The organism is Kitasatospora sp. NPDC004531 (genome assembly GCF_053602195.1).
Genome location: NZ_JBSGDD010000033.1, coordinates 25,092 through 45,842, shown reverse-complemented (window position 1 = coordinate 45,842; position 20,751 = coordinate 25,092). Strand labels below are relative to the sequence as shown.

Sequence of the window (20,751 nt, the reverse complement as noted above, 5' to 3'; positions counted from 1 at the left end):
AGGGGTCAGGCGCGGGCGCGCTCGGAGGCGATCTCCACGGCGAGGCCGTCGCGGCCGGTCAGCTCGCGGTGCTCGCGCAGCACGGTGATCAGGTCGACCATCCGGTGCAGCATGCGGTTGGTCATCTCCATGCCCTCCTCGTCCTGGAGGACCTCGCCGCGCTCGTTGCCGAACAGCACCGAGGGGAAGCCGAAACCGGCCACGATCATGCGGTTGAGCAGCACGTTGGTGATCAGGTTGGCGTAGGTCTCGACGTGGCCGTAGCGGCGGCCGGTGACGATGACGCCGGCCACCTTGTTGGTGAGGCGGCGGTCGAAGCGCAGGTAGCCGGTGCCGGAGCGCTCGATGAAGGCGGGCATCAGCGGCGCGGCCGTGTAGCCGTGGATCGGGGTGGTGTAGAGGATGCCGTCGGCCTCGGCCATTCTGTCGACGACGCCGGCGACGTCGTCGCGGACCTCGCACGGGGTGGTGCGGAAGTTGCAGTCGCCGCACGGGCCGCACGGGGTCATCTCCAGGTCCCACAGCCGGACCACGTCGATCTCCACGCCGCGCGGGGCGAGCAGCTGGCGGGCGTGGTCCAGGATCAGGGTGTTGTTGCCGTCCTTGCGCTCCGAACCGTTGATCGCGAGGATCCGGATGGGGGCGGCGGCACCGTGCTCGGTCACGACATGCTCCTTTGGGTCCGTGTCTGTCGGATGGTCCGGCTGGTGGTGGCGGTCCGCAGCCGGCCGCGCATCGCCTGGGCGAGGATCGCGTCGGTCTCCGGACTGGGGTCGAGGTCGAGTTCGTCGGCGAGGCGGCGGGCGCACAGCTCGTGCCAGCCGCGCACCAGGTCCAGTTCGCCGAGCCGCCCGTGGGCGATCATCAGCGTCTGGTAGCTCTCCTCGTGGTAGCGGTCGATGGCGAGGGCCTGGCGGGACCAGCGGATGGCCTCCAGGTGGTCGCCGGCGGCGAGCGCGCCCTCGCGCAGGTGGGCGAGCGCGCCGAGCGCCAGCGAGCGGTACCACTCGCGCTGTTCGAGGATCCAGTCGGCGCTCTCGCCGGCCAGGTAGTCGCCCCGGTACAGGGCGGTCACCTCCCGGTAGTGCCGGGACGCCTCGGCGTGGTCGCCGCGCAGTTCGGCGGTGCGGCCCGCGGAGAACGCGGCCTGCAGGCGCTCGGCGTCCACCAGGATGCCGTCGGCGTGCAGGACGTAGCCGAAGTCGCGGTGCTCGATGCGGATCGGCGCGCGGCCCTCGACCAGCGGCTGGGTGGCGAGCATCCGGCGCAGCGCGTGCGCCGCGACCTTCAGCGAGCTGGAGCCCGGCGACCACACCTGCTCGGGCCAGAGCACCTCGTACAGGGTGTCGCGCAGCACCACGCGCTCGCGGTTGACCAGCAGGTACTGGAAGAGGTTGCGGGCCTTGCCGGCGTGCCAGCGCCGGACCGGCCAGCCGTCGATGGTGAGCGAGAAACCGCCCATGCACTGCACTTCCACCGCCGGTCGCTCCGCACCGTCCGCCGCGACGGAGAGCGGCAGGGGCATGGTCTCGGCTGTCGCAATCGGCATTCGAGGCTCCTTCGTCGGTCGCGTCGGGTTCGTCGGTCGCGCTGCGTCCGCCGGCCGCGTCGGACATGAGTCACGCTAGGAATTCGCTGGAGCCCCGCTCAAGGTGGCACCGGCCCGAACCGCCCCGGGCGAGCCGAAGGTGGTACCGGGTCGTACGACCGGGGGTACCACCGCGCGTACCACCACCGGCCCGTCCCACGGTTCGGGCGGGCACGGAGGAACCTCGACAGTGCGCTTTGACGTCAACTAGGCTGCGGACGGTCCTTAGGGGGACGACCAGGCAATAGGGGGATGCGTCGTGGGGGGCCGCACTTCGAAGTCCGGTGTCAGACTCGGTGATCCCGCCGTGCGGGAGATCCTCGACAGCTACGAGCAGTTGATGGCCCGGGACGGCGCGGAGTTCTCCTACGGCGGCGTGGCGGTCGCCCAATTCCTGTCCCGCGCGGCCGAGTTGATCGCCGAAGTGGTGGCCGAGGCGACCCGCGGCGAGGACCCGGACCGCACCGTTCCGGCCGGCCCCGCGGGGACGCTCTCGGGGCGCGAGGTGGTCCACCCCGCCGAGGTGCGGCGGGCCGCGACCGCGCTGCACCGGGCCGCCTTACCCGTACTGACCCGTGAACTGGCCGACGGCGAACCCGAACTGGCCACCACCTTGGCGCTCGTCCTGCACCGGGTGATCACCGAGCGGGCCGCCCGCGACATCGACCGGTACATCGCCTCGCTGCTGCACCGCACCAACCGCGCGCACCTCGAACAGCGCCAGCAGGCCGCCCGCGACCTGCACGACCGGATCAGCCACACCGTCAGCATCGCGCTGCAGAACCTCGAACTGCACGAGGTGTACGCCCTGGACAACCCGCAGCGGGCCCGCGCCAAGCTGGAGGACGGGCGGTCGATGCTGCGCGACGCGCTGTCCGACATCCGCCAGATGTCCGCCGAACTGCGCGAGATGACCGGCGGCGGCGGCCTCGGCGCCGCCATGGCCGAGTACCTGCGCGACCACGTCCCCGCCACCGTGAAGGTCGAGTTCACGCTCGCCGAGGCGGCGCCGGTGCCGCCCGAGATCGGCGAGCAGCTGTACCTGGTGATGCGCGAGGCCGTGCACAACTCGGTGCGGCACAGCTGCCCGAGCCGGCTCACCGTCACGCTGCGGGTCACCGACACCCTGCTGACCGCGCAGGTCCGCGACGACGGCTGCGGCTTCGACACCAGCGTCGGGCCCAGACGCCGCGGCGGCATGGGCCTGACCTCCATGCGCGAGCGCGTCGAGATGCTCGGCGGCAGCTTCCGGCTGCGCAGCGCCCCCGGTGACGGCACCACCGTGGAGGCCTGGATCCCCCTGCTGAGAAACGTCCTGTGAACCACGACCGACACCCCGCCCCCGACACCCGCACCCGCATCGTGGTGGCCGACGACCACACCCTGTTCCGCCAGGGCCTGGTCGAAATCATCTCCACCGACCGGGAGTTCGTGGTGGTCGGCGAGGCCGGCAGCGGCCCCGAGGCGATCGAGCTGGTCGGCCGGCTGCGCCCCGACATCGTCATCCTGGACATCGAGATGCCCGGGCCCGGCGCCCGCGCGGTGGTCTCCGAGATCGACCGCCGCCACCCCGAGACCAGGATCGCCATCCTGACCATGCACGACGACGCCGCGCTCCTCGCCGAGCTGCTGGACCGCGGCGCGGCGGCGTACCTGCTGAAGTCGATCGCCCGGATCGAGCTGCTCGCCGCACTGCACTCGATCCGCCGGCCGGGCGGCAACGTCACGCTGTCGGTCTCCCGCGAGACCATCGACCAGCTCGGCCGGGGCCGCCCCGACCAGGCGCTGCTGTCGGAGCGCGAGCACGAGGTGCTGCGGCTGGCCGCGGCCGCCATGACCAACGCCCAGATCGCGGCCCGGCTGTACATCGCCGAGGCCACCGTGAAGCGGCACCTCACCCACGTGTACGCCAAGCTCGGCGCGGTCTCCCGGATGGACGCGATCCGCCGGGCCACCTTCGCCGGGCTGCTGGACGGCCTGGAGGGGCCCGGACACGGACCGGCCGAGGAGAGCTGAGCTCCCCCCGGCCGGTGTGCGCCCCGAACGCCCGGTCAGACGCCGGCGGGCACCCGCACCCCCGCGGGCACCAGGGTGCGCCCGGCGGCGGTGGTCGCGTACCCCAGGCGCTCCATCAGGTCGGCCAGTTCGCCGACCGGCAGCGCCTGCTTGCCGTCGCACAGCGCCGACGCCGGGTCGTGGTGCGACTCGACGATGATGCCGTCGGCGCCGACGGCGGCCGCCGCCAGGGCCAGCGGCACCACCCGGTGGGTCTCCCCGGCGGCGTGGCTCGGGTCGACGATCACCGGCAGGTGGCTGCGCTCCTTGAACAGCGTCACCGCGCCCAGGTCCAGGGTGAAGCGGTAGCCGGTCTCGAAGGTGCGGATGCCGCGCTCGCAGAGCACCACCTGGTCGTTGCCGCCGGCGAGCACGTACTCGGCGGCCAGCAGGGTCTCCTCGACGGTCGCCGACAGGCCGCGCTTGAGCAGCACCGGCCGGCGCAGCCGCCCGAGTTCGCGCAGCAGGGTGAAGTTCTGCATGTTGCGGGCGCCGACCTGGAGCATGTCCACGTGGTCGGCGACCAGGTCGACGTCCCGGGCGTCCAGGATCTCGGTGACCACCGGCAGGCCGGTCTCCGCGCGGGCCTTCGCCAGCAGCTCCAGCCCCTCCCGGCCGAGGCCCTGGAAGGCGTACGGGGAGCTGCGCGGCTTGAACGCGCCGCCGCGCAGCGCGTGGCAGCCCGCCTCGCGGACCGCGTCGGCGATCTCCAGCATCTGCTCGGGGCTCTCCACCGAGCACGGCCCGGCGATCACGGTGAAGCCGCCCGGGCCGATCTCGACGTCGCCCAGCCGCACCGTGCCCGGCTCGCCGCCGCCGGCCTGCAGCGAGGCCAGCGGGTACGGCACGGACACCTCGGCGATCCGCCGGACCTCCGGCTCGGCGGCCAGCGCGGCCGCGATCCGGGCCCGGTCGCCGCTGAGCGACAGCAGGGTGCGGTGGTGGACGCGCAGATCGGATCCGGCGGCGGCGGCGAGATCGGCGATCCGCTGGGCCCGGCCCCGGTCGGTGTGTTCCTCGATGACGATGACGACGGTCATGCCTGCTACCTACCTGTCTTCGCTGGCGGGGGAGTGGCTGGCGGTGAGGAGCCCGACACCCGAATCGCAGGCCCGGGCCAGGCGGTGGACCGATCCGGCGGGCAGGCCGCCGATCGGCAGGTCGGCCGGCGGCAGGTCCCAGTCGAGCCGGAGCCGGCCGTCGAGCACGCGGACCAGCAGGTGCGCGGCGGCCCCGGGGGCGCCGAACCGGGCCCGGCTCTCCGGCCCGAACGAGGCGGCGGCGCCGGGGCGGTCCAGCAGGCTGGTCACCACCAGCGCCGGCCCGTCCACGGCGGCGGGCTCGGCGAACGGCCCGGCCACCCGGTCGAGTTCGGGGTGCACGGCGTCGCGGGCGGCGCCGGTGGCGCGCAGGGTGAGGCCGCCGTGCGCGGCGACGGTCTGCGCGAGCACCGTCAGCACGGCCTGCGCCGCGGTGGTGCCGGCCTGTTCGGCGGCGGCGTTCAGCGCCGTCCACTGCCAGGCCTCCAGCACGGTGGCGCGGTGCTCCGGCAGCGGCGTCGCGGGCGGTGCGGCGGGCAGCTCGGCGGCGGCCGCCGGGGGCAGCGCCCAGTCCCGGAAGGACGCGCCGGGGCGGGCCCGCGGGGTGTCCACGTCCTCGTACAGGTCGGCGAGTTCGGGCAGCAGCAGGCGGTGCAGGCTGTCCGCGTCGAGGGCGGCGCGGTGCACGGCGAGCTGGATCCGTACGGCCTTGCCGGGCAGCAGCACCAGGTGCAGCCGGTGCAGCGGCTCGCCGGGTGCGGGCGCGTCGGCGGCGAGCTGCTCGGCCCACAGCGCCTCCGCGTTCGCGGCCGCGCAGGACGGGGTCTGCGCGCCCAGGTCGGTGACGGTCACGGCCTCCGGGCCGGACGGGCGGACCTGCTGGGTGGAGTCGTCCACCAGCACGGTGCGCAGCGCGTCGTGGCGGTCCGTCAGGGCGTCCCAGGCGTCCAGGAACTGGTCGGTGTCCAGCCAGTCGCGGTCCCAGGCCAGGTGGTCCCAGCCGTCGGCGAGCTGCCGGCGCTGCGCCGGGGTGAGCGGGAACGGCAGGTGCCGGGCGGCCGGGTCGGCGGCGAGCGGGGCGAGCGCCGGGCCGTCGGCGGCGCCCGACCGGCGGGCGACGGCGGCGACGGTCGGCTCGGCGAACAGGTCGGCCATCGACAGGTCGAGGCCGAGCGCGGTGCGCAGGGTGGCGAGCAGGCGGGTGGCGCGCAGCGAGTCGCCGCCGAGCTCGAAGAAGCTGTCGTCCGCGCCGAGGTCGTCCAGGTCGAGGACGTCCGCCCAGACCCGGGCGATGCGCCGCTCCAGGTCGCTCGCCGGCTCCCGGTAGGGGACGTCGAGCTCGGGGCGGCTGCGCGGCGGGGCGGGAAGTTTGGCGCGGTCGATCTTGCCGTTGACGCTGGTGGGCAGGTCGCCGACGACGAACACGGCGGGCACCATGTGGCCGGGCAGCCGCTCGACCATGGCGCGGCGCAGCGCGGGCACCGACGGCGGCGCGGCCGGGGCGGGCGAGGGCTCCACGTAGGCGACCAGGCGGCGTTCGCCCGGGGTGTCCTCGCGCGCCAGCACCGCGCACTGGTGGACGCCGGGCAGGGCGGCGAGCGCGCTCTCCACCTCGCCGAGGTGCACCAGGTAGCCGCGGATCTTCACCTGGTCGTCGGTGCGTCCGACGATCTCCAGGGTGCCGTCCTCCCAGGTGCGGGCGATGTCGCCGCTGCGGTACAGCACCGGGTACGGGTCGCCGGGCACCGGGTTGGGCAGGAACTTGCTGCTGTTGGCATCGGGCCGGTTCAGGTAGCCCTCGGACAGGCTCGCGCCGGAGATGTACAGCTCGCCGTCCACGCCCGGCGGGCAGGGCTCCAGGTCCTGGTCCAGCACGTGGATGCGGACGTTGGCGACGGCGGTGCCGACCGGCGGCAGCAGCTCGGCGGTGCGCTCGACGCCCAGCCGGCCGCCGAGCTCGGTGAGGTCGCAGGTGGCGACGACGGTGGCCTCGGCGGAGCCGTATACGTTGAGCACGTGGAACGGCAGGTGCTGCGGCGGCCAGCTGCGCACCCGCTCGCCGGCGATCCGCATGATCCGCAGCGGGGTGGAGGCGGGCCAGTCCAGGCCCCACAGGCGTTCGGCCATCGCGGTCAGCACCAGCGACTGGGTGATGCGCTCGCGCACCAGCCAGTCCCGCAGCCGGGCCGGGTCGGAGGCCACCGCCGGGTCGGGGATGTGCACGGTGCCGCCGGCGGCGAGCACCGGGAAGCAGTCCACCTCGACCAGGCCGAAGCCCGGCGAGCACAGCCAACTGCCCTGCGTGTTCTCGTCGATGCCGCACTCCTGGCGCAGCACCAGGCCGGTGTTGCGCATCGGCCCGTGGCGCAGCAGCACGGCCTTGGGGACGCCGGTGGAGCCGGAGGTGTAGGCGATGTGGCAGACCGTCGGGGCGGCGATGTCGGCCTTCGGGTCGATCGGCTCGGCGGAGCGCCAGGCGGCGTCCGGGGCGTCCACCAGCAGCACCGGGCGGGCGCCGTCGTCGATCCGGGCGGTCAGCGAGCCGCGGGTGGCGACGGCGACGGCACCCGAGTCGGCCAGCATGAACCGCAGCCGCTCCTGCGGGTACTCGGGGTCGAGCAGCACGGCGGCGGAGCCGGTCTTGAAGACGGCGAGCTGCACCAGCAGCGACTCGATGGAGCGCTCCAGGCAGACGCCGACCCGGGCGCCGGGGCCGGCGCCGAGGGTCAGCAGGTGCTGGGCGAGGCGGTTGGCGTCCTCGTCGAGGGCGCCGTAGGTGACGGCCGTGCCGCGGCAGGTCGCCGCGACGGCGTCGGGCCGGCGGGCGGCGACGTCCGCCACCAGGTGGTGGAACCAGCCGTCCGGCAGGCCGCCGGTCAGGGCGGTGTCGCTCACGCGGATCCCCTTCGAAGGAAGTTGGTGAACAGCCGCAGGCCCTGCTGGGTGCAGATGCTCTCGGGGTGGAACTGGACGGACTCGATGGGCAGCGTGCGGTGCCGCAGGCCCATCACGTAGCCGTCGTCGGCGGAGCGGGCGGTGACCTCCAGCTCCGGCGGGAGGTCGGTCTCCTCGACGATCAGCGAGTGGTAGCGGGTCGCCTCGAACGGGTCGGGCATGCCGTCGAACAGGCCCCGGCCGTCGTGCACGACCTTGCTGGTCTTGCCGTGCATCAGGTGGCTCGCCCGGGCGACCTTGCCGCCGAACGCGGCGCCGATCGCCTGGTGCCCGAGGCAGACGCCGAGCACCGGCAGCCGCTCGCCGAACTCGCGGACCAGCTCGACGTGCCCGGACTCCACCGGGTGGCCGGGGCCGGGGCCGAGCAGCAGCGCGTCCGGGGCGATCTCCCGCACGTCGTCGTGGGTGAGCTGGTTGGAGCGCACCACCACGGGCTGGGCGCCCGCGCCGTGCAGGTACTGGACGATGATGTGGACGAAGCTGTCGAAGGCGTCGACGACCAGGACCCTCATGCCGATCCCTCCTCGCCGGTGGCCGCCCAGCGGGCCCCGCCGAGCTTGGCGAGGGTCTCGTTCCACTCCCGCTCGGGCCGCGAGTCGGCGACCACGCCCGCGGAGGCGCGGGCCCGGTACACGCCGTCGCCGTGGACCAGGGTGCGGATGCACAGCGCCAGGTTGAGGTAGCCGCCGAGGCCGATCAGGCCCAGCGCGCCCGCGTACATGCCGCGCCGGCTGGTCTCGGTGGCCTCGATGATCTCCATGGCGCGGATCTTCGGCGCGCCGGTCATGGTGCCGGCCGGGAACAGCGCGGTGATCACGTCGAAGGAGTCCATGCCGGGGGCGACCTCCCCGGTGACGGTGGAGACCAGGTGCAGCAGCCGCGCGTACCGCTCCACCACCAGCATCCGGGGCACCGCGAGGCTGCCGGGGCGGCAGATCCGGCCGATGTCGTTGCGGCACAGGTCGACCAGCATCACGTGCTCGGCGATCTCCTTGGGGTCCTCGCGCAGCCGCGCCGCCAGCGCCAGGTTCTCCGCCTCGTCGGCGCCGCCCGGCAGCGTCCCGGCGATCGGCCGCATGGTGACCAGGCCGTCCTCCACCCGGGCGAACAGCTCCGGGCTGGCGCCGACCACCAACTGCCCGGCCAGCGGGGCCAGGTACATGTACGGCGACGGGTTGCGGGTGCGCAGCCGCCGGTAGACGTCCACCGGGTCGGCGGGGGAGCGGACGGCCAGCTCGTGGCCGATCTGCACCTGGTAGATGTCGCCGGCCGCGATGTGCTCCAGGCAGCGCTCCACGCTGTCCGCGTACCGCTCGGGCGTGGTGGAGTCGCGCACCTCCAGCGCCTGCGCGGCGGGCAGTTCGGCGTCCGGCGCGGGCGCGGCGGCCAGCAGCGCGGCGACCTCCTCGGCGGTCGGCGGGGCCGGCCAGCCGTCCGCGTGGTGCACCGTCAGCTCGGCCTCGCCGTCGCGGCCGATCCGCAGCTGCGCCTGGTGCAGCACCAGGGCGACGTCCGGCAGGTCGGCGTCCTGCTCGATCAGGTACGGCAGGTCCTCGATGTAGCGGGCCGCGTCGTAGCCGAGGAAGGCCAGGAAGCCGAACGAGAACCGCTCGGCGGAGCGCTCGGCGTCGAAGCAGGACTCCACGGCACGCAGCACCTGCCACAGCCGGGACGGTTCGGGCAGCACCAACTGCCCCTGGTCGTAGTCGAGTTGGCTGCCGATGCGGTCGGCGACGGCGGCCATCAGCACGGGGTGGCCGGCGATCCGCACGACACCGCGGGTCACCTGGACGGTGAGCAGCTCGCGGAAGCCGACGAACGACTCCCGGGTGTCGTCGGCGGGCCCGGAGACCGACTCCAGCAGGTACACCTGCTCGCGGCCGTACCGGGCGGCGAGCGCGGTGTACGCGGTGAGCGGGTCGAGACGGCCCAGCGGCACGTGGTCGGTACGGACGGCGGTCACTTCGGCGACGGCCGCGAGCGGCGGATTCATGGTGCTCCTCCCAGAGGGTGTTGCCGCGTCAGCTGGTGACGACCTGCCGGACGGCGGCCGCCCGGGCCGCCTCCCGGTCGGTGTCGGGCGTGTCGAGGCGGTTGTCGAGGATCCGGGCGGCCTTCCAGCTGACGAAGGACCCGGTGGCGGTGATCGGGTCGAGCTCCTTGGTGACGACGACCTCGGCGTCCACGCCCAGGCGCAGCCGCAGCTCGGCGGCGACGTCCGCGCGGACCTGCTCCGGGTCGGCGCCGCCGCCCGACAGCAGCTCCAGGTGGACGGTCAGCCGCTCGGCGCCGTCCGCCTCCCGGTCGATCACCACCTGGTAGCCGAGCGCGCCCCGGACGGCGCCCAGCACCGCGGTCTCGATCTCGGCGGCCCGGAACGAGCCGGTGCCGACGTCGACCCGGTCGGCGGCCCGGCCCAGCACCTCCACCAGCTGCCCGGGGCGCCCGCACGGGCACGCCCCGTCGTCGGTGACGGTGACCAGGTCGCCGGTGCGGTAGCGGATCAGCGGCTTGATGCCGGGCGCGAGCATGGTCAGGCACAGCTCGCCGGTGCCGGTGGAGCCGCGCACCTCGCCGGTGTCCGGGTCGAGGATCTCCACCAGGTAGTTCGGCCGGGACACGTGCATCCGGCCCAGGTGGCAGCCGGTCGCGATGGCCAGCGCCTCCTGCGAGCCGTACAGCACCGGCACGATCGACGAACCCGGCCAGATCGCCGTCACGTTCGCCGCGAACGCCGGGGTGCAGATCTCGCCCAGCACCAGGAACAGCTTCACCTTGAAGTCCCGCGCCAGGTCGTAGCCGTGGTGCTCGGCGGCCTTCGCCAGGCTGAGCGCCAGCGCCGGCGCGCAGACCAGCACCTCCACGCCCAGCTCCTTCATCAGCCGCAGCGCCTTCGCGAACCCGACCCGCGGCGACTCGGGCCAGATCTTGGCGTGCGCGGTGCCCAGCCGGCGGGCCACCTCGCCGAAGGTGTCGCCGAACGCGTACAGCTCCGACGGGCCCATCAGGCCCACCACCGGCATCCGGTCGCCGAAGTGCTCGGCGAACAGCCGCCGCCACGCCTCCTCGACGTGCGAGTCGCTGGTGAAGATGTCCAGCGGGCCGCGCGGGCACGGCGTGGACGGGCCGGTGGTGCCCGTCGTCTCGTAGTAGACGGCGGCCTCCGACATCGGGCCGGACAGCACGTCGTGCATCTCCCGGCGCAGGTCCGCCTTGGTGGTGAACGGCAGCGCCGCCAGCCCCTGCGGCGTGACGGCCGCCGGGTCCACGCCGGCCAGGTGCCGGGCGTAGAACGGCGACCGGGCCGTCACGTACGACAGGATCGCGGGCAGGCGCTCGGCGTACCACGCCGTCCAGTCCGCATCGGTCGACGCGCCTGCGTGGTAGCGCTCCAGGAGGTCGGTGTAGGCGGACCTGAACCGGTCGATGCCGGTCGGGTCGGCGTGCGCGAGGTCAGCGGGCATGGTCGCTCCGAGGAATCGGTGCCGCCAGTGAGTCGTGGCCGCTCTTGCCCGGCGACGCTAAACGGGGCCAGTTCACGCCCGGTTATGCGCAGGCCCGGCGAGTAACCGGCCGCTAACTGCGGCCCGCCAGAATCCGGGCCCGGATGCGAGCGCGAGCGGCGGGGCAGTCCCGGCCGCCCCCGACGGAGCTCCCCTGCGACGGAGGTAGACACCATGGACGCCGAGATGATGCGCCGGCTCGCGGCGCTGTCCGGACCCGAACGGGCCAAGCTGATGGGCAAGCTGCGCAGGGCCACCGGCGTCGCCGAACGCCCCGGCGCCCGCCTGGAGCGGCGCGACGACCCGCGCCCGCCGGCCTCGTTCGTCCAGCAGCAGCTGTGGTTCCTGCACCAGCTCGCCCCCGACCAGCCCGCCTACAACGTCTCCTTCTCCTTCCGGCTGCTCGGCCCGCTGCGCCGCGACGCCCTGCGCACCGCGCTGGCCGGCGTGCTCGAACGCCACCCCGTGCTGCGCGCCCGGCTCGTCCTCGACGACGGCACGCTGCGCCAACTCCCGGACGGAGTCGTGCCGTTGCTCGTCGAGCAGCAGGTCGCCGACGAGGCCGCGGCGGCCGCGGAGGTCGCCCGGATGTCCCGCGAGCCCTTCGACCTCGGCACCGGCCCGGTCAGCCGCACCGCGCTGCTCGCCCTCGGCCCCGAGGACCACCTGCTGGTGTGGATCGCCCACCACACGGTGGTCGACGGCTGGTCCTTCGGCCTGCTGCTGGACGAGCTGACGGCCGGCTACCGGGCCGCCCTGGACGGCGGCGTGCTGCCCGTCGACGCGACCCGCCCGCTGTACCCGGACGTGGCGGCCTGGCAGCGCGAGCGCGAGGCCGCCGGCGAGTACACCGCCGCGGTGGAGCGCTGGCGCGGCCGGCTCGCGGGCGTCCCGCAGGTGACGGTGCCCACCGACCTGCCGCGCCCCGCCGCGCAGACCTTCGCCGGGGCGCTGGAGCGCTTCGTGGTGCCGCCGCCGGTCGCCACCGCCCTGGGCGCGCTCGCCGAACGCACCGGCACCACGCTGTTCGCCGTGCTGCTGGCCGGCTGGCAGGCCCTGGTGGCGCGCACCGCCGGCGCCGCCGACCTGGTGGTCGGCGTCCCGCTGTCCGGCCGCGGCCGGCCCGAACTCGAGTCCGTGGTCGGCCCGTTGGCCAACACCCTGCCGGTGCGCGGCCGCCCCGCCCCCGACACCCCGTTCGAGGAGCTGCTGCGCGAGGTCAACGGCGCCGTGCTGGACGCGCTGGAGGACCAGGACGTGCCGTTCGGCCGACTGGTCGAGCAGCTCGTCGAGGGCCGCGACCCCAGCCGCAACCCGGTCTTCCAGGTGCTGTTCAACCTGGGCAACCTGCCGGGCCGGGCCGACGGCGGCGACCTCGCCCCCGGCGTGCGGCTGCGGCCGGACGCGCACCCCAACGGCACGGTGCGGATGGACCTGGAACTCACCATGGAGCAGGCCGGGGGCGCGCTGAGCGGCCGGCTGGAGTACAACACCGCGCTCTACCGGCCGGACACCGCACGGCAGTTGGTCGCCGAACTGCAGGCCGTGCTGGCCGCCGTCGCCGCCGACCCGGCCGCGCCGGTGCGCACCCTGCCGGTCGCGCCGCGCACCGCGCCGCTCGCCCCGCGCACCCCGGCCCGCCCGGCGGCGCCGGCCCCGACCAGGCGCTCGCGGGCCGGCGCGGACTGGTTCGACCGGCTCTGAGGGGCCCGGCTCGTGCGAAAGGCCCGCCCTGGTGAGGGCGGGCCTTTCGCACGAGCGGGGCTCAGGACGCGAACACCACGTCCAGGCTCTTCGCGTCCGGCTCCAGGAACGCCAGCAGCCGCTCGCCCTCCGCCTTCAGCTCCCGCCGCCGGGTGTGCGGGGCGAGCGGGTCGAGGGTGAGGACGGCCGCGCCGCGCTTGCACTCGTGGGTCCAGGTGCCGACCACCCGGCCGTCCACCAGGTAGGAGGCCAGCAGCTCGCCGTTGATCGCCCGGTAGACCTGCTTGTGCAGGTCGGCAGGCAGCATCCGGGTCCGGTCGGCGTGCGAGAGCAGCGCCGCGTCCCACTTGGCCAGGAAGCGGACCGGCAGCTCGCGGTCGTCGCCGCCGGCGGCGTCCGGCGCGTCCGGCAGGTCGAGCAGCTCCCGGCCGTCCTCGGCGCGGTAGCGCACCAGCTCGCCCAGGGTGGCGAGGGCCGGGTCGATCTGGCGGAGCTTGAGGTAGGTGAAGTGCGCGATGTCGGCGCGCGAGGCCGGCCCGTAGGCGGCCAGGTAGCGGCGCACCAGCAGCGCGGTGGCCTCCGGCTCCGGCACCGGCTCGCCGTCCCAGACCACCATCTGGGGCTTGCCGTGGGCCCGCCAGTGGCCGGACGGGGCGACGTGCACCATCGGGACCAGCGCCCGCGGGTAGTGCACCAGGTCGCCGCTGCGGACCTTCCCGCCGGAGGCCCCGGCGACGTGCTCGCGCAGCTCCTGCGCGCTGCGCGGGACGGCCGCGAACTTCCGCAGCCCGGCCTCCAGCGCGGCCTCGTCCAGGCCGGCGTTCTTGTGGCGGCCGCGCAGCTCGGTCAGCCACTGGCGGCTCCACGCGGAGGCCATGTGCCCGTAGTCCTCGCCGTGCACCAGGTGCAGGGTGCCGCGCATCAGCGTGGACTTGACGACGGCGCCGTCGAGCAGCGCCGCCTCCAGCTCGGCCCGGTCGAAGCCGGGCAGCCGCGACCACAGCGCGATGTACGGCGACGGCGAGTACTGGGCCTGCAGCGCGGCCAACTGCCGCACCGCCTGATCGGCCGTCAACGACCTTTCGCGGTGCAGCAGTTGGCGCTCGAAGTAGGAGGCGGTGAGCTCCCGGGCGGACAGTGTGCGAACGGCGGACATCGCCGGTATTCCTCTCGTCCCCGTCGGCGCTCTCGGCAGGGTGGGCCGACGCGCGGCCCACCCTAACAATCCGAAGAGGCGCGTCCGGGGGATTCCCGGAAGGCTCAGCGGGCGGCGGCGGTCTGCGCGCCGATCAGCTGAGCGGCGATCAGTTCGGCGAGCCGCTGGGCGTGGTCGCGGACGAAGTAGTGGCCGCCGCCTTCGATCACCTCCGCGCCCTCCACGGTGCCGAACAGCTTCCAGTCGAGGTACCGCTGCTGCCAGCCCTCGGTGGCCGGGTCGGCGTCGCCGAACACGCAGCGGATCGGCGCGTTGATCGGCTCCGGCCGGTTGGCGCGGCTGCGCAGGTGGAACTCCATGGCGCCCTCGTGGTCCTGCCGGCCCGCCACCATGATGTGGTCGATGGTGGCCCACTCCAGGGCGCCGTCCAGGCCGCCGAGGCTCTGCAGGTACGCCGCCCAGGCCTCGTTGCCGGTGGCCCGTTCGATCTCCAGGGCCCGCGCCGGGTCCGGCTCGGGCAGCGAGGCCGCCAGGTACACGGCCTTCAACTCGACGCCGCGCGCCTCCAGTTCGGGCGACAGGGCGGCGGCCATCGCGGTGCCGGCGCAGTGCCCGTACACCACCACAGGGCCGGCGATCCGCTCCCGGACCTCCTCGGCGACCCGCTCCACGATCTCCTCGAACGGCCGGAACTGCTCGGGCGAGCCGGACGGGTCGTAGCCGGGCTGGCTGAGCGCCCACAGCGCCACGCCGTCGGGCAGCGCGTCGGCCAGCGGCTGGTAGGCGATCGCGTTGCCGCCGCCGTACGGCAGGCAGACCAGCGTCACCTCGGCGTCCCGGCCGGCCGGCGTGAGGCGGTGCAGCAGCTGCTCGGCGTCCGCCACCTCGTCCCGCAGCCGGGCCGCCAGCGAGCGGACGGTGGGGTTCTTGAACAGCTCGATGACGGGCACCCGGGAGTCCACGGCGAGCATCGCCCGCACCGCGGCGAAGGAGTCGCCGCCGAGCCGGAAGAAGTCGTCGTCGATGCCGAAACCGGTGCGGCCGAGGATCTGCGCCCAGGCGCCGGCGATCCGGGCCTCCAGCGGGTTGCGAGGCCCCTGCCCGGAGGCGGTGGCGGCGCTCTCCCAGGTCTGCAGCGCCTTGCGGTCGATCTTGCCGTTGGGCGTGGTGGGCAGCGCCTCCAGGGCGACCAGCACCGGCGGCACCATGTGGTTGGGCAGGACGGCGGGCAGCTGCTCGCGCAGCTCGCGCACCAGCCGCTCGCCGGGCTCGGCGGTCACCACGAAGCCCGCCAGGGTGTGGTTGCCGCGCTCGCCCTGGGCGACCACCACCGCCTCGGCGACCTCCGGGTGGCGGCGCAGCGCGGCCTCGATCTCGCCGAGTTCGATCCGCAGGCCGTGCACCTTGACCTGGAAGTCCATCCGGCCGAGCAGCTCCAGCACCCCGTCGGGCCGGTACCGGGCCAGGTCGCCGGTGCGGTACAGCCGCACCTCGCGCCCGTCCGGCAGGGTCCGCTCGACGAAGCGCTCGGCGGTCAGCTCGGGCCGGTTGAGGTAGCCGAGCGCCAGGCCGACGCCGCCGAGGTACAGCTCGCCGGGGATGCCGACCGGCTGCGGCTGCCCGCCCGGGTCGAGGACGTACGCGGTCTGGTTGGCCATCGGCGAGCCGTACGGGATGGACGTCCAGGCGGGGTCGACCTCGCCGACCGGGTAGATCACCGAGTCCATGGAGGCCTCGGTGGCGCCGCCGAGCGCGATCACCCGCACCGGCGCGACCTTGCGGACCCGGTCGGGCAGGCCGACCGCGATCCAGTCGCCGGACAGCAGCGCCAGGCGCAGCAGCGGCAGGGTGGCGCCGTCCGCGTTCAGCTTCTCCACCAGCAGCTCCAGCAGGGCGGGCGCGGAGTGCCAGACGGTGATGTGGTGGCGGACCATCAGCTCGGCCCAGCGGGCGGGCTCCTTGACGGCGTCCTGCTCGGGCAGCACCAGGGTGCCGCCGGCCGCGAACAGGCCGAACATGTCGTAGACGGACATGTCGAAGCTGGGGGAGGAGACGCCGAGCACCGCGTCGCCGGGGCCCACGCCCAGGCGGCGGTTGAAGTCGGTGTAGTTGTTGACGGCGCCCTGGTGGCGCAGCGCGATGCCCTTGGGGCGGCCGGTGGAGCCGGAGGTGAACATCACGAAGGCGAGGTCGCCGGAGCCGGCGTCCACGGCGGGCGGCTCGGGGCTCTCGGCGGACAGGTCCACGGTGTCCAGGTGCAGGGTGCGCACCGGCCACTCGCGCTCCGCCGTGGAGAGCGTGAGCACGCCCCAGGCCTCGGAGTCCTCGATCATCATCGCCACCCGGTCGGCCGGGTAGCCGGGGTCGATCGGCAGGAACGCGCCGCCGGCCTTCAGCGCGGCCAGCGCGCCCACCGCCTGCTCCACCGAGCGCGGCATGCAGACCGCGACCACGCTGCCCCGGCCGACGCCCTCGCGCCGCAGCAGGTGCGCCAGGCGGTTCGCCCGGGCGTCCAACTCGGCGTAGCTGTAGGCCTGTTCGCCGCAGACCACGGCGGTGTTGGCGCCGTGTGCGGCCGCCGAGCGCTCGAACAGGCCGTGCAGGGTGGCGAGTTCGTCGAAGGGCTCGGCGGTGTCGTTCCAGCCGACCAGCGCGTCGTGCATCTCGGCCTCGGTGAGCAGCCGCAGTTCGGCCACCGGGCGGTCGGGCGCGGCGGAGCCGGAGGCCAGCAGGGTGTACAGGTGGCCGACCAGGCGCTCGGCGGTGGCGTGGTCGAACAGGTCGGCGTCGTAGGAGCAGTCCAGGCTGGTGCCGTCCGGCGAGGTGTTGATGACCACGCCCAGGTCGAAGCGGGCGGTGGAGAAGTCGGAGGGCATCGCCTCGGCGGTCAGCCCGTCGAAGTCCAGCACCTCGTCGGTGGAGTCGTAGGCGCCGGTGTACACCCGGAAGAACGGGGAGCGGCCGCCGGTGGTGCGCTCCGGGGCGAGCTCCTGCACCAGGGTGTCGAACGGGATCGCGGCGTGGTCGGCGGCCTCCCGCAGCGAGTCCTCGGCGCGGCGCACCAGGGCGCGGAAGCCGGGCTCGCCCGCCAGGTCGGCGCGGAGCACCACGGTGTTGGCGAAGTAGCCGACCAGCTGCTTGAGTTCGGGCCGGTCGCGGCCCTCGGCGAGGGTGCCGAGGCCGAAGTCCGACTGCCCGGTGTAGCGGAACAGCAGGGTCTGCACGGCGGCCAGGAACACCGCGAACAGCGAGGCGCCCTCCTGGTCGGCGAGCTCCTGCAGCGCCGTCAGCAGCTCGTCGTCCAGCGGCAGGCTGACGAAACCGCCCTCGCCGGAGGGCATTTCGGGGGCCGGCCGGTCGGTCGGCAGGTCGAGCACCGGCAGCCCGTCCAGCCGGCGGCGCCAGTGCGCGAGCTGCGCGGCCTGCTCGGGGCTGTCCGGTCCGGCGGCCTGCCGGGCCGCGAAGTCCGCGTACTGGACGGCGAGTTCGGGCAGCTGGGGGTGGTCGCCGGCGCGCCGCGCGTTGTAGCCGGCGGCGAGCTCGGCGAGCAGCACCTTGCGGGAGTGCGCGTCCATCACGATGTGGTGGGCCGTCACCAGCAGCACGTGCTCGGTCTCGGCCAGCCGCAGCAGGCGGGCCCGCAGCACCGGCCCCTCGACCAGGTCGAAGGGCTCGGCCTCGGCCGCCGCGTACGCCTCGCGGACGGCCGCGCCGCGCTCGGCGCGCTCCAGCGCCGACAGGTCGGTCACCGGCAGCGGCACCGGCGCGGTCGGCCGCAGCACCGCGAACAGCTCGCTGTCCTCGGAGCGGTAGGTGGTGCGCAGGACGTGCTGGCGCTCGGTCAGGTCGGTGAGCGCGCCCGCCAGGGCGACGGGGTCGAGGGCGCCGCCGAGTCGGATCGGCAGTACCACGTTGTACACGGCCCGACCGGTCTCCAGGCGGTCCAGCAGCCACATTCTGCGCTGGCCGGAGGAGGTGGGGAGGGAGTCCGTCGAGTCAGGAGTGCGATTCGCCATGCTGCAGCTGTCTCCTTCGCGCCGCCGCTCTCCGTCCGGAGGAGGGCTGGGTGCTTGTGAACCATGGGCCCCGGCAGGCTAGGAAGGGCCGGTTCGGCGGCGGTTACGTCCCCGGGCGGTTACGTCCCCGGTTTCACACGGTGGTGTCGGACGGCAGCCAGCGCAGCCCGTCCACCGGCGTGCACCAGCCCTCGTCGGCGCTCAGCTCGGACAGCGCCGCCACCGCGCGCAGCACCAGCGGGTGCCGCTCGGCGGTGCGCCACACCAGCGACCACGGGTACAGCGGCACCGGGTCGACCAGCGGCAGCAGCCGCAGCTGCGGGTCCACCGGGTTGTCCACGTCGGCCGCGCTGAGGAACACCGGGCCGCCGCCCGAGGAGCGCTCCAGCACCTCCTCGGAGGTGACGTTGTCGACCCGGGGGTGGCGCAGCTCGAAGTCGAAGGTCCGGGCGAACTGGTCGACGTAGCCGCTCCATTCGGAGGCGCTGCCCGGCGTCGGCGTCCACACCCCGTACGCGGCCAGGTCGGCGGGCCGCACCGCCCGCTGCCCGGCCAGCGGGTGGCCGGCGCCGACCAGCACCACCAGCGGCTCCAGCCGGACCACCCGGTGCGCCAGGGTGCGCGGGCGCGGCCCCGACAGGCGGCCGAAGGTCAGGTCGACCTCGCCGCGCAGCAGCGCGGGCACGGCCATCGCCAGCGAGCGGCGGGAGCTCAGCTCCACCGGGATGGTCGGGTTCAGCTCGCTCAGGCGGCGCATCATCAGCGCCGGGGCGAGGCGTTCGTGCAGCACGTCCGCGCGCAGCGCCCGGGAGGCGCCCTGGGCGGCGGCGACCACGGCGTCCGCGGCGGCCAGCGCGTCCCGGGCCGGGCCGAGCAGGCGGCGGCCGGCGTCGGTGGGGCGCACCGAGCGGGTGGAGCGGTCGAACAGCGGGACGCCGAGCTCGTCCTCCAGGCGGCGCACACGCTTGGACAGCGCCTGTTGGCTGAGCGTCAGGCGCTCGGCGGCGCGGCCGAAGTGGAGTTCCTCGGCGGTGGCGACGAAGGCCCGCACCAAGGACATGTCGAGGTCGATCGCACCATCCTTCATTGACAAACAACGGTTGTCAATGATGCCGAGGAGTTGTTGGACCCCCCGAGTGCGCCGGGACTTGAATGGAGCCATCCGGTGATCGAGGCACCCCAGCCCGCACCGTCGATTCCCCTGACTCTGCCCCGATGGAGCCCCGCCATGTCCGCTTCGCCGTCACCACTGCGGTGGAGGGCCCTCACCGTCCTCGCCCTGGTGCAGTTCATCATCTACGTCGACGCCACCATCGTGAACGTCGCGCTGCCCACGATCCGCCACGACCTCGGCTTCTCCGAGAGCGGCCTGATCTGGATCGTCTCCTGCTACCTCACCGCCGCCGGCGGCCTGCTGCTGCTCGGCGGACGCCTCGCCGACCTGCTCGGCCGGCGCAAGGTCTTCGTGATCGGCTCCGCCGCCTTCGCGGTCGCCTCGTTGATCGCCGGCCTCGCCAACAGCCCCGGCATGCTGCTCACCGGCCGCGTCATCCAGGGCGTCGCCGAGGCGCTCGCCGCCCCGGCCGGCCTGGCCCTGATCGCGCTGTTGTTCACCGACCCCAAGGAGCGGGCCAAGGCCTTCGGCATCTGGGCCGGCCTGTCCGGCCTCGGCGCCTCCGCCGGCGTGCTGATCTCCGGCGTCTTCACCGACCTGCTCACCTGGCGGCTGATCTTCCTGATCAACATCCCGCTGGCGCTGGTCCCGCTGCTCACCCTGCACAAGCTGGTCGACGAGAGCCGCGCGCCGTCCACCGGCAAGCGCCCCGACTGGCCGGGCGCCGTGCTGATCACCGGCGGCCTGTTCGCCGTCATCTACGGCCTGCTCGCCGCCACCCGCAACGCCTGGGGCTCCGGCGAGGTGCTGCTGCCGCTGCTCGGCGGCGTCGCCCTGCTGCTGATCGCGCTGATCGTCGAGGCCAACACCGCCGAGCCGCTGGTGCCGCTGGGCTTCTTCGGCAACCGCATCCGGCTCACCGCCAACGCCGTCACCGTGGTCATCGGCGGCGTCTCGGCCGCGGTGTTCTTCCTGGTGGTGCTGTACGTCCAGGACGTCCTGCACTACACGCCGCTGCAGAGCGGCCTGTCCTGGCTGCCGTTCTGCGTGGCCTTCATGGGCGGCCTGTTCGGCTCCATGCAGATCATCATGCGGTTCGGGCCCCGGGCCGCGATGTCGCTGGGCCTGCTGATCGCCTCCGGCGGCCTCTTCCTGCTCACCCGACTGCCCGTGCACGGCTCCTTCGTCACCGACCTGCTGCCCGCCACCGTGCTGGTCGCGATCGGCTTCGGCATGACCAACCCGGCCATGCAGCAGGCCTCCATGCACGACGTCTCGGAGAGCGACGCGGGCCTCGGCTCCGGCGTCCTGACCACCCTGCTCCAGCTCAGCGGCGCCCTCGGCCTCGCGGTCTTCGTCACCCTGTCGCTGCGCGACCAGGAGCACAGCGCGGCGGCCGGCGCCGACGCGGCCACCGCCGCCGTCTCCGGCTACACCACCGCCTTCCAGGTCGGCGCGATCGTCCTGGCGGTCGGCGCGCTCGCCGTCCTCTTCCTGCTCCGCGGCCTGCCCGGCCCGGCGCAGATGGCCGCCGCCCAGCAGGCCGCCGGCCAGGAAGGGCAGGAAGGCCAGGACGGGCAGGCGCAGAACGACGGCGACCTCGCCGCCAGCCGCAGCTAG

General features: G+C 74.3%; 14 protein-coding genes. 4 read left to right on the top strand and 10 right to left on the bottom strand.

Features of this window, described 5'->3' with window-relative positions; translation table 11 throughout:
- Positions 1-5: 5 nt before the first annotated feature.
- Positions 6-665 carry a flavodoxin family protein gene (locus tag ACWEMJ_RS16140; RefSeq protein ID WP_452137672.1) on the bottom strand — a complete coding sequence of 220 codons (660 nt, stop codon included), beginning with the start codon at positions 663-665 and terminating at the stop codon, positions 6-8.
- Positions 662-1,549 (bottom strand): AfsR/SARP family transcriptional regulator, encoded by an 888-nt coding sequence (locus ACWEMJ_RS16135; RefSeq protein ID WP_452137671.1) that lies wholly within the window; start codon positions 1,547-1,549, stop codon positions 662-664. The genes ACWEMJ_RS16140 and ACWEMJ_RS16135 overlap by 4 nt, the downstream gene beginning before the upstream one ends.
- A 346-nt stretch (positions 1,550-1,895) precedes the next feature.
- Between ACWEMJ_RS16135 and ACWEMJ_RS16130 the strand changes: the two genes are divergently transcribed.
- Positions 1,896-2,909, top strand: coding sequence for a sensor histidine kinase (locus ACWEMJ_RS16130; RefSeq protein ID WP_452137670.1), 1,014 nt, complete (start codon positions 1,896-1,898; stop codon positions 2,907-2,909).
- Positions 2,906-3,604 (top strand): response regulator, encoded by a 699-nt coding sequence (locus tag ACWEMJ_RS16125; RefSeq protein ID WP_452137669.1) that lies wholly within the window; start codon positions 2,906-2,908, stop codon positions 3,602-3,604. The genes ACWEMJ_RS16130 and ACWEMJ_RS16125 overlap by 4 nt, the downstream gene beginning before the upstream one ends.
- Positions 3,605-3,639: 35 nt before the next feature.
- Here ACWEMJ_RS16125 and aroF read toward each other — a convergent pair whose 3' ends face one another.
- The 5 genes from aroF to ACWEMJ_RS16100 are packed head-to-tail and all read right to left on the bottom strand — an operon-like array spanning position 3,640 to position 11,102.
- A complete protein-coding gene (gene aroF, locus ACWEMJ_RS16120) occupies positions 3,640-4,683 on the bottom strand; it encodes a 3-deoxy-7-phosphoheptulonate synthase (RefSeq protein WP_452137668.1) in 1,044 nt (347 codons plus the stop codon).
- Between the two features lie 9 nt (positions 4,684-4,692).
- Positions 4,693-7,578, bottom strand: coding sequence for an amino acid adenylation domain-containing protein (locus ACWEMJ_RS16115; protein WP_452137667.1), 2,886 nt, complete (start codon positions 7,576-7,578; stop codon positions 4,693-4,695).
- A complete protein-coding gene (locus tag ACWEMJ_RS16110; RefSeq protein WP_452137666.1) occupies positions 7,575-8,150 on the bottom strand; it encodes an anthranilate synthase component II in 576 nt (191 codons plus the stop codon). Before ACWEMJ_RS16110 ends, ACWEMJ_RS16115 begins: the two co-directional genes overlap by 4 nt.
- On the bottom strand, positions 8,147-9,631 hold the full coding sequence (locus tag ACWEMJ_RS16105; RefSeq protein WP_452137665.1) for an anthranilate synthase component I family protein: 1,485 nt from the start codon (positions 9,629-9,631) through the stop codon (positions 8,147-8,149). Before ACWEMJ_RS16105 ends, ACWEMJ_RS16110 begins: the two co-directional genes overlap by 4 nt.
- Before the next feature lie 28 nt (positions 9,632-9,659).
- Complete coding sequence (locus ACWEMJ_RS16100) at positions 9,660-11,102, bottom strand: phenylacetate--CoA ligase family protein (protein WP_452137664.1); 1,443 nt, start codon at positions 11,100-11,102, stop codon at positions 9,660-9,662.
- A 213-nt stretch (positions 11,103-11,315) separates the two neighbouring features.
- On the opposite strand from ACWEMJ_RS16100, the gene ACWEMJ_RS16095 reads away from it, so the two are divergent.
- A complete protein-coding gene (locus ACWEMJ_RS16095) occupies positions 11,316-12,845 on the top strand; it encodes a condensation domain-containing protein (protein WP_452137663.1) in 1,530 nt (509 codons plus the stop codon).
- Positions 12,846-12,906: 61 nt separating this feature from the next.
- Here ACWEMJ_RS16095 and ACWEMJ_RS16090 read toward each other — a convergent pair whose 3' ends face one another.
- The 3 genes from ACWEMJ_RS16090 to ACWEMJ_RS16080 form a co-directional block, all read right to left on the bottom strand.
- Positions 12,907-14,001 (bottom strand): winged helix DNA-binding domain-containing protein, encoded by a 1,095-nt coding sequence (locus ACWEMJ_RS16090; RefSeq protein ID WP_452137662.1) that lies wholly within the window; start codon positions 13,999-14,001, stop codon positions 12,907-12,909.
- A 104-nt stretch (positions 14,002-14,105) separates the two neighbouring features.
- Entirely contained in the window at positions 14,106-18,017 is a 3,912-nt protein-coding gene (locus tag ACWEMJ_RS16085; RefSeq protein ID WP_452137661.1) for a non-ribosomal peptide synthetase, read from the bottom strand.
- A 133-nt stretch (positions 18,018-18,150) separates the two neighbouring features.
- The gene (locus ACWEMJ_RS16080) at positions 18,151-19,104 is read right to left on the bottom strand and encodes a LysR family transcriptional regulator (RefSeq protein ID WP_452137660.1); all 954 of its coding nucleotides are present in this window, start codon (positions 19,102-19,104) and stop codon (positions 18,151-18,153) included.
- Positions 19,105-19,245: 141 nt separating this feature from the next.
- Here ACWEMJ_RS16080 and ACWEMJ_RS16075 point away from each other — a divergent pair, with 141 nt between their 5' ends.
- Complete coding sequence (locus ACWEMJ_RS16075) at positions 19,246-20,751, top strand: MFS transporter (RefSeq protein WP_452137659.1); 1,506 nt, start codon at positions 19,246-19,248, stop codon at positions 20,749-20,751.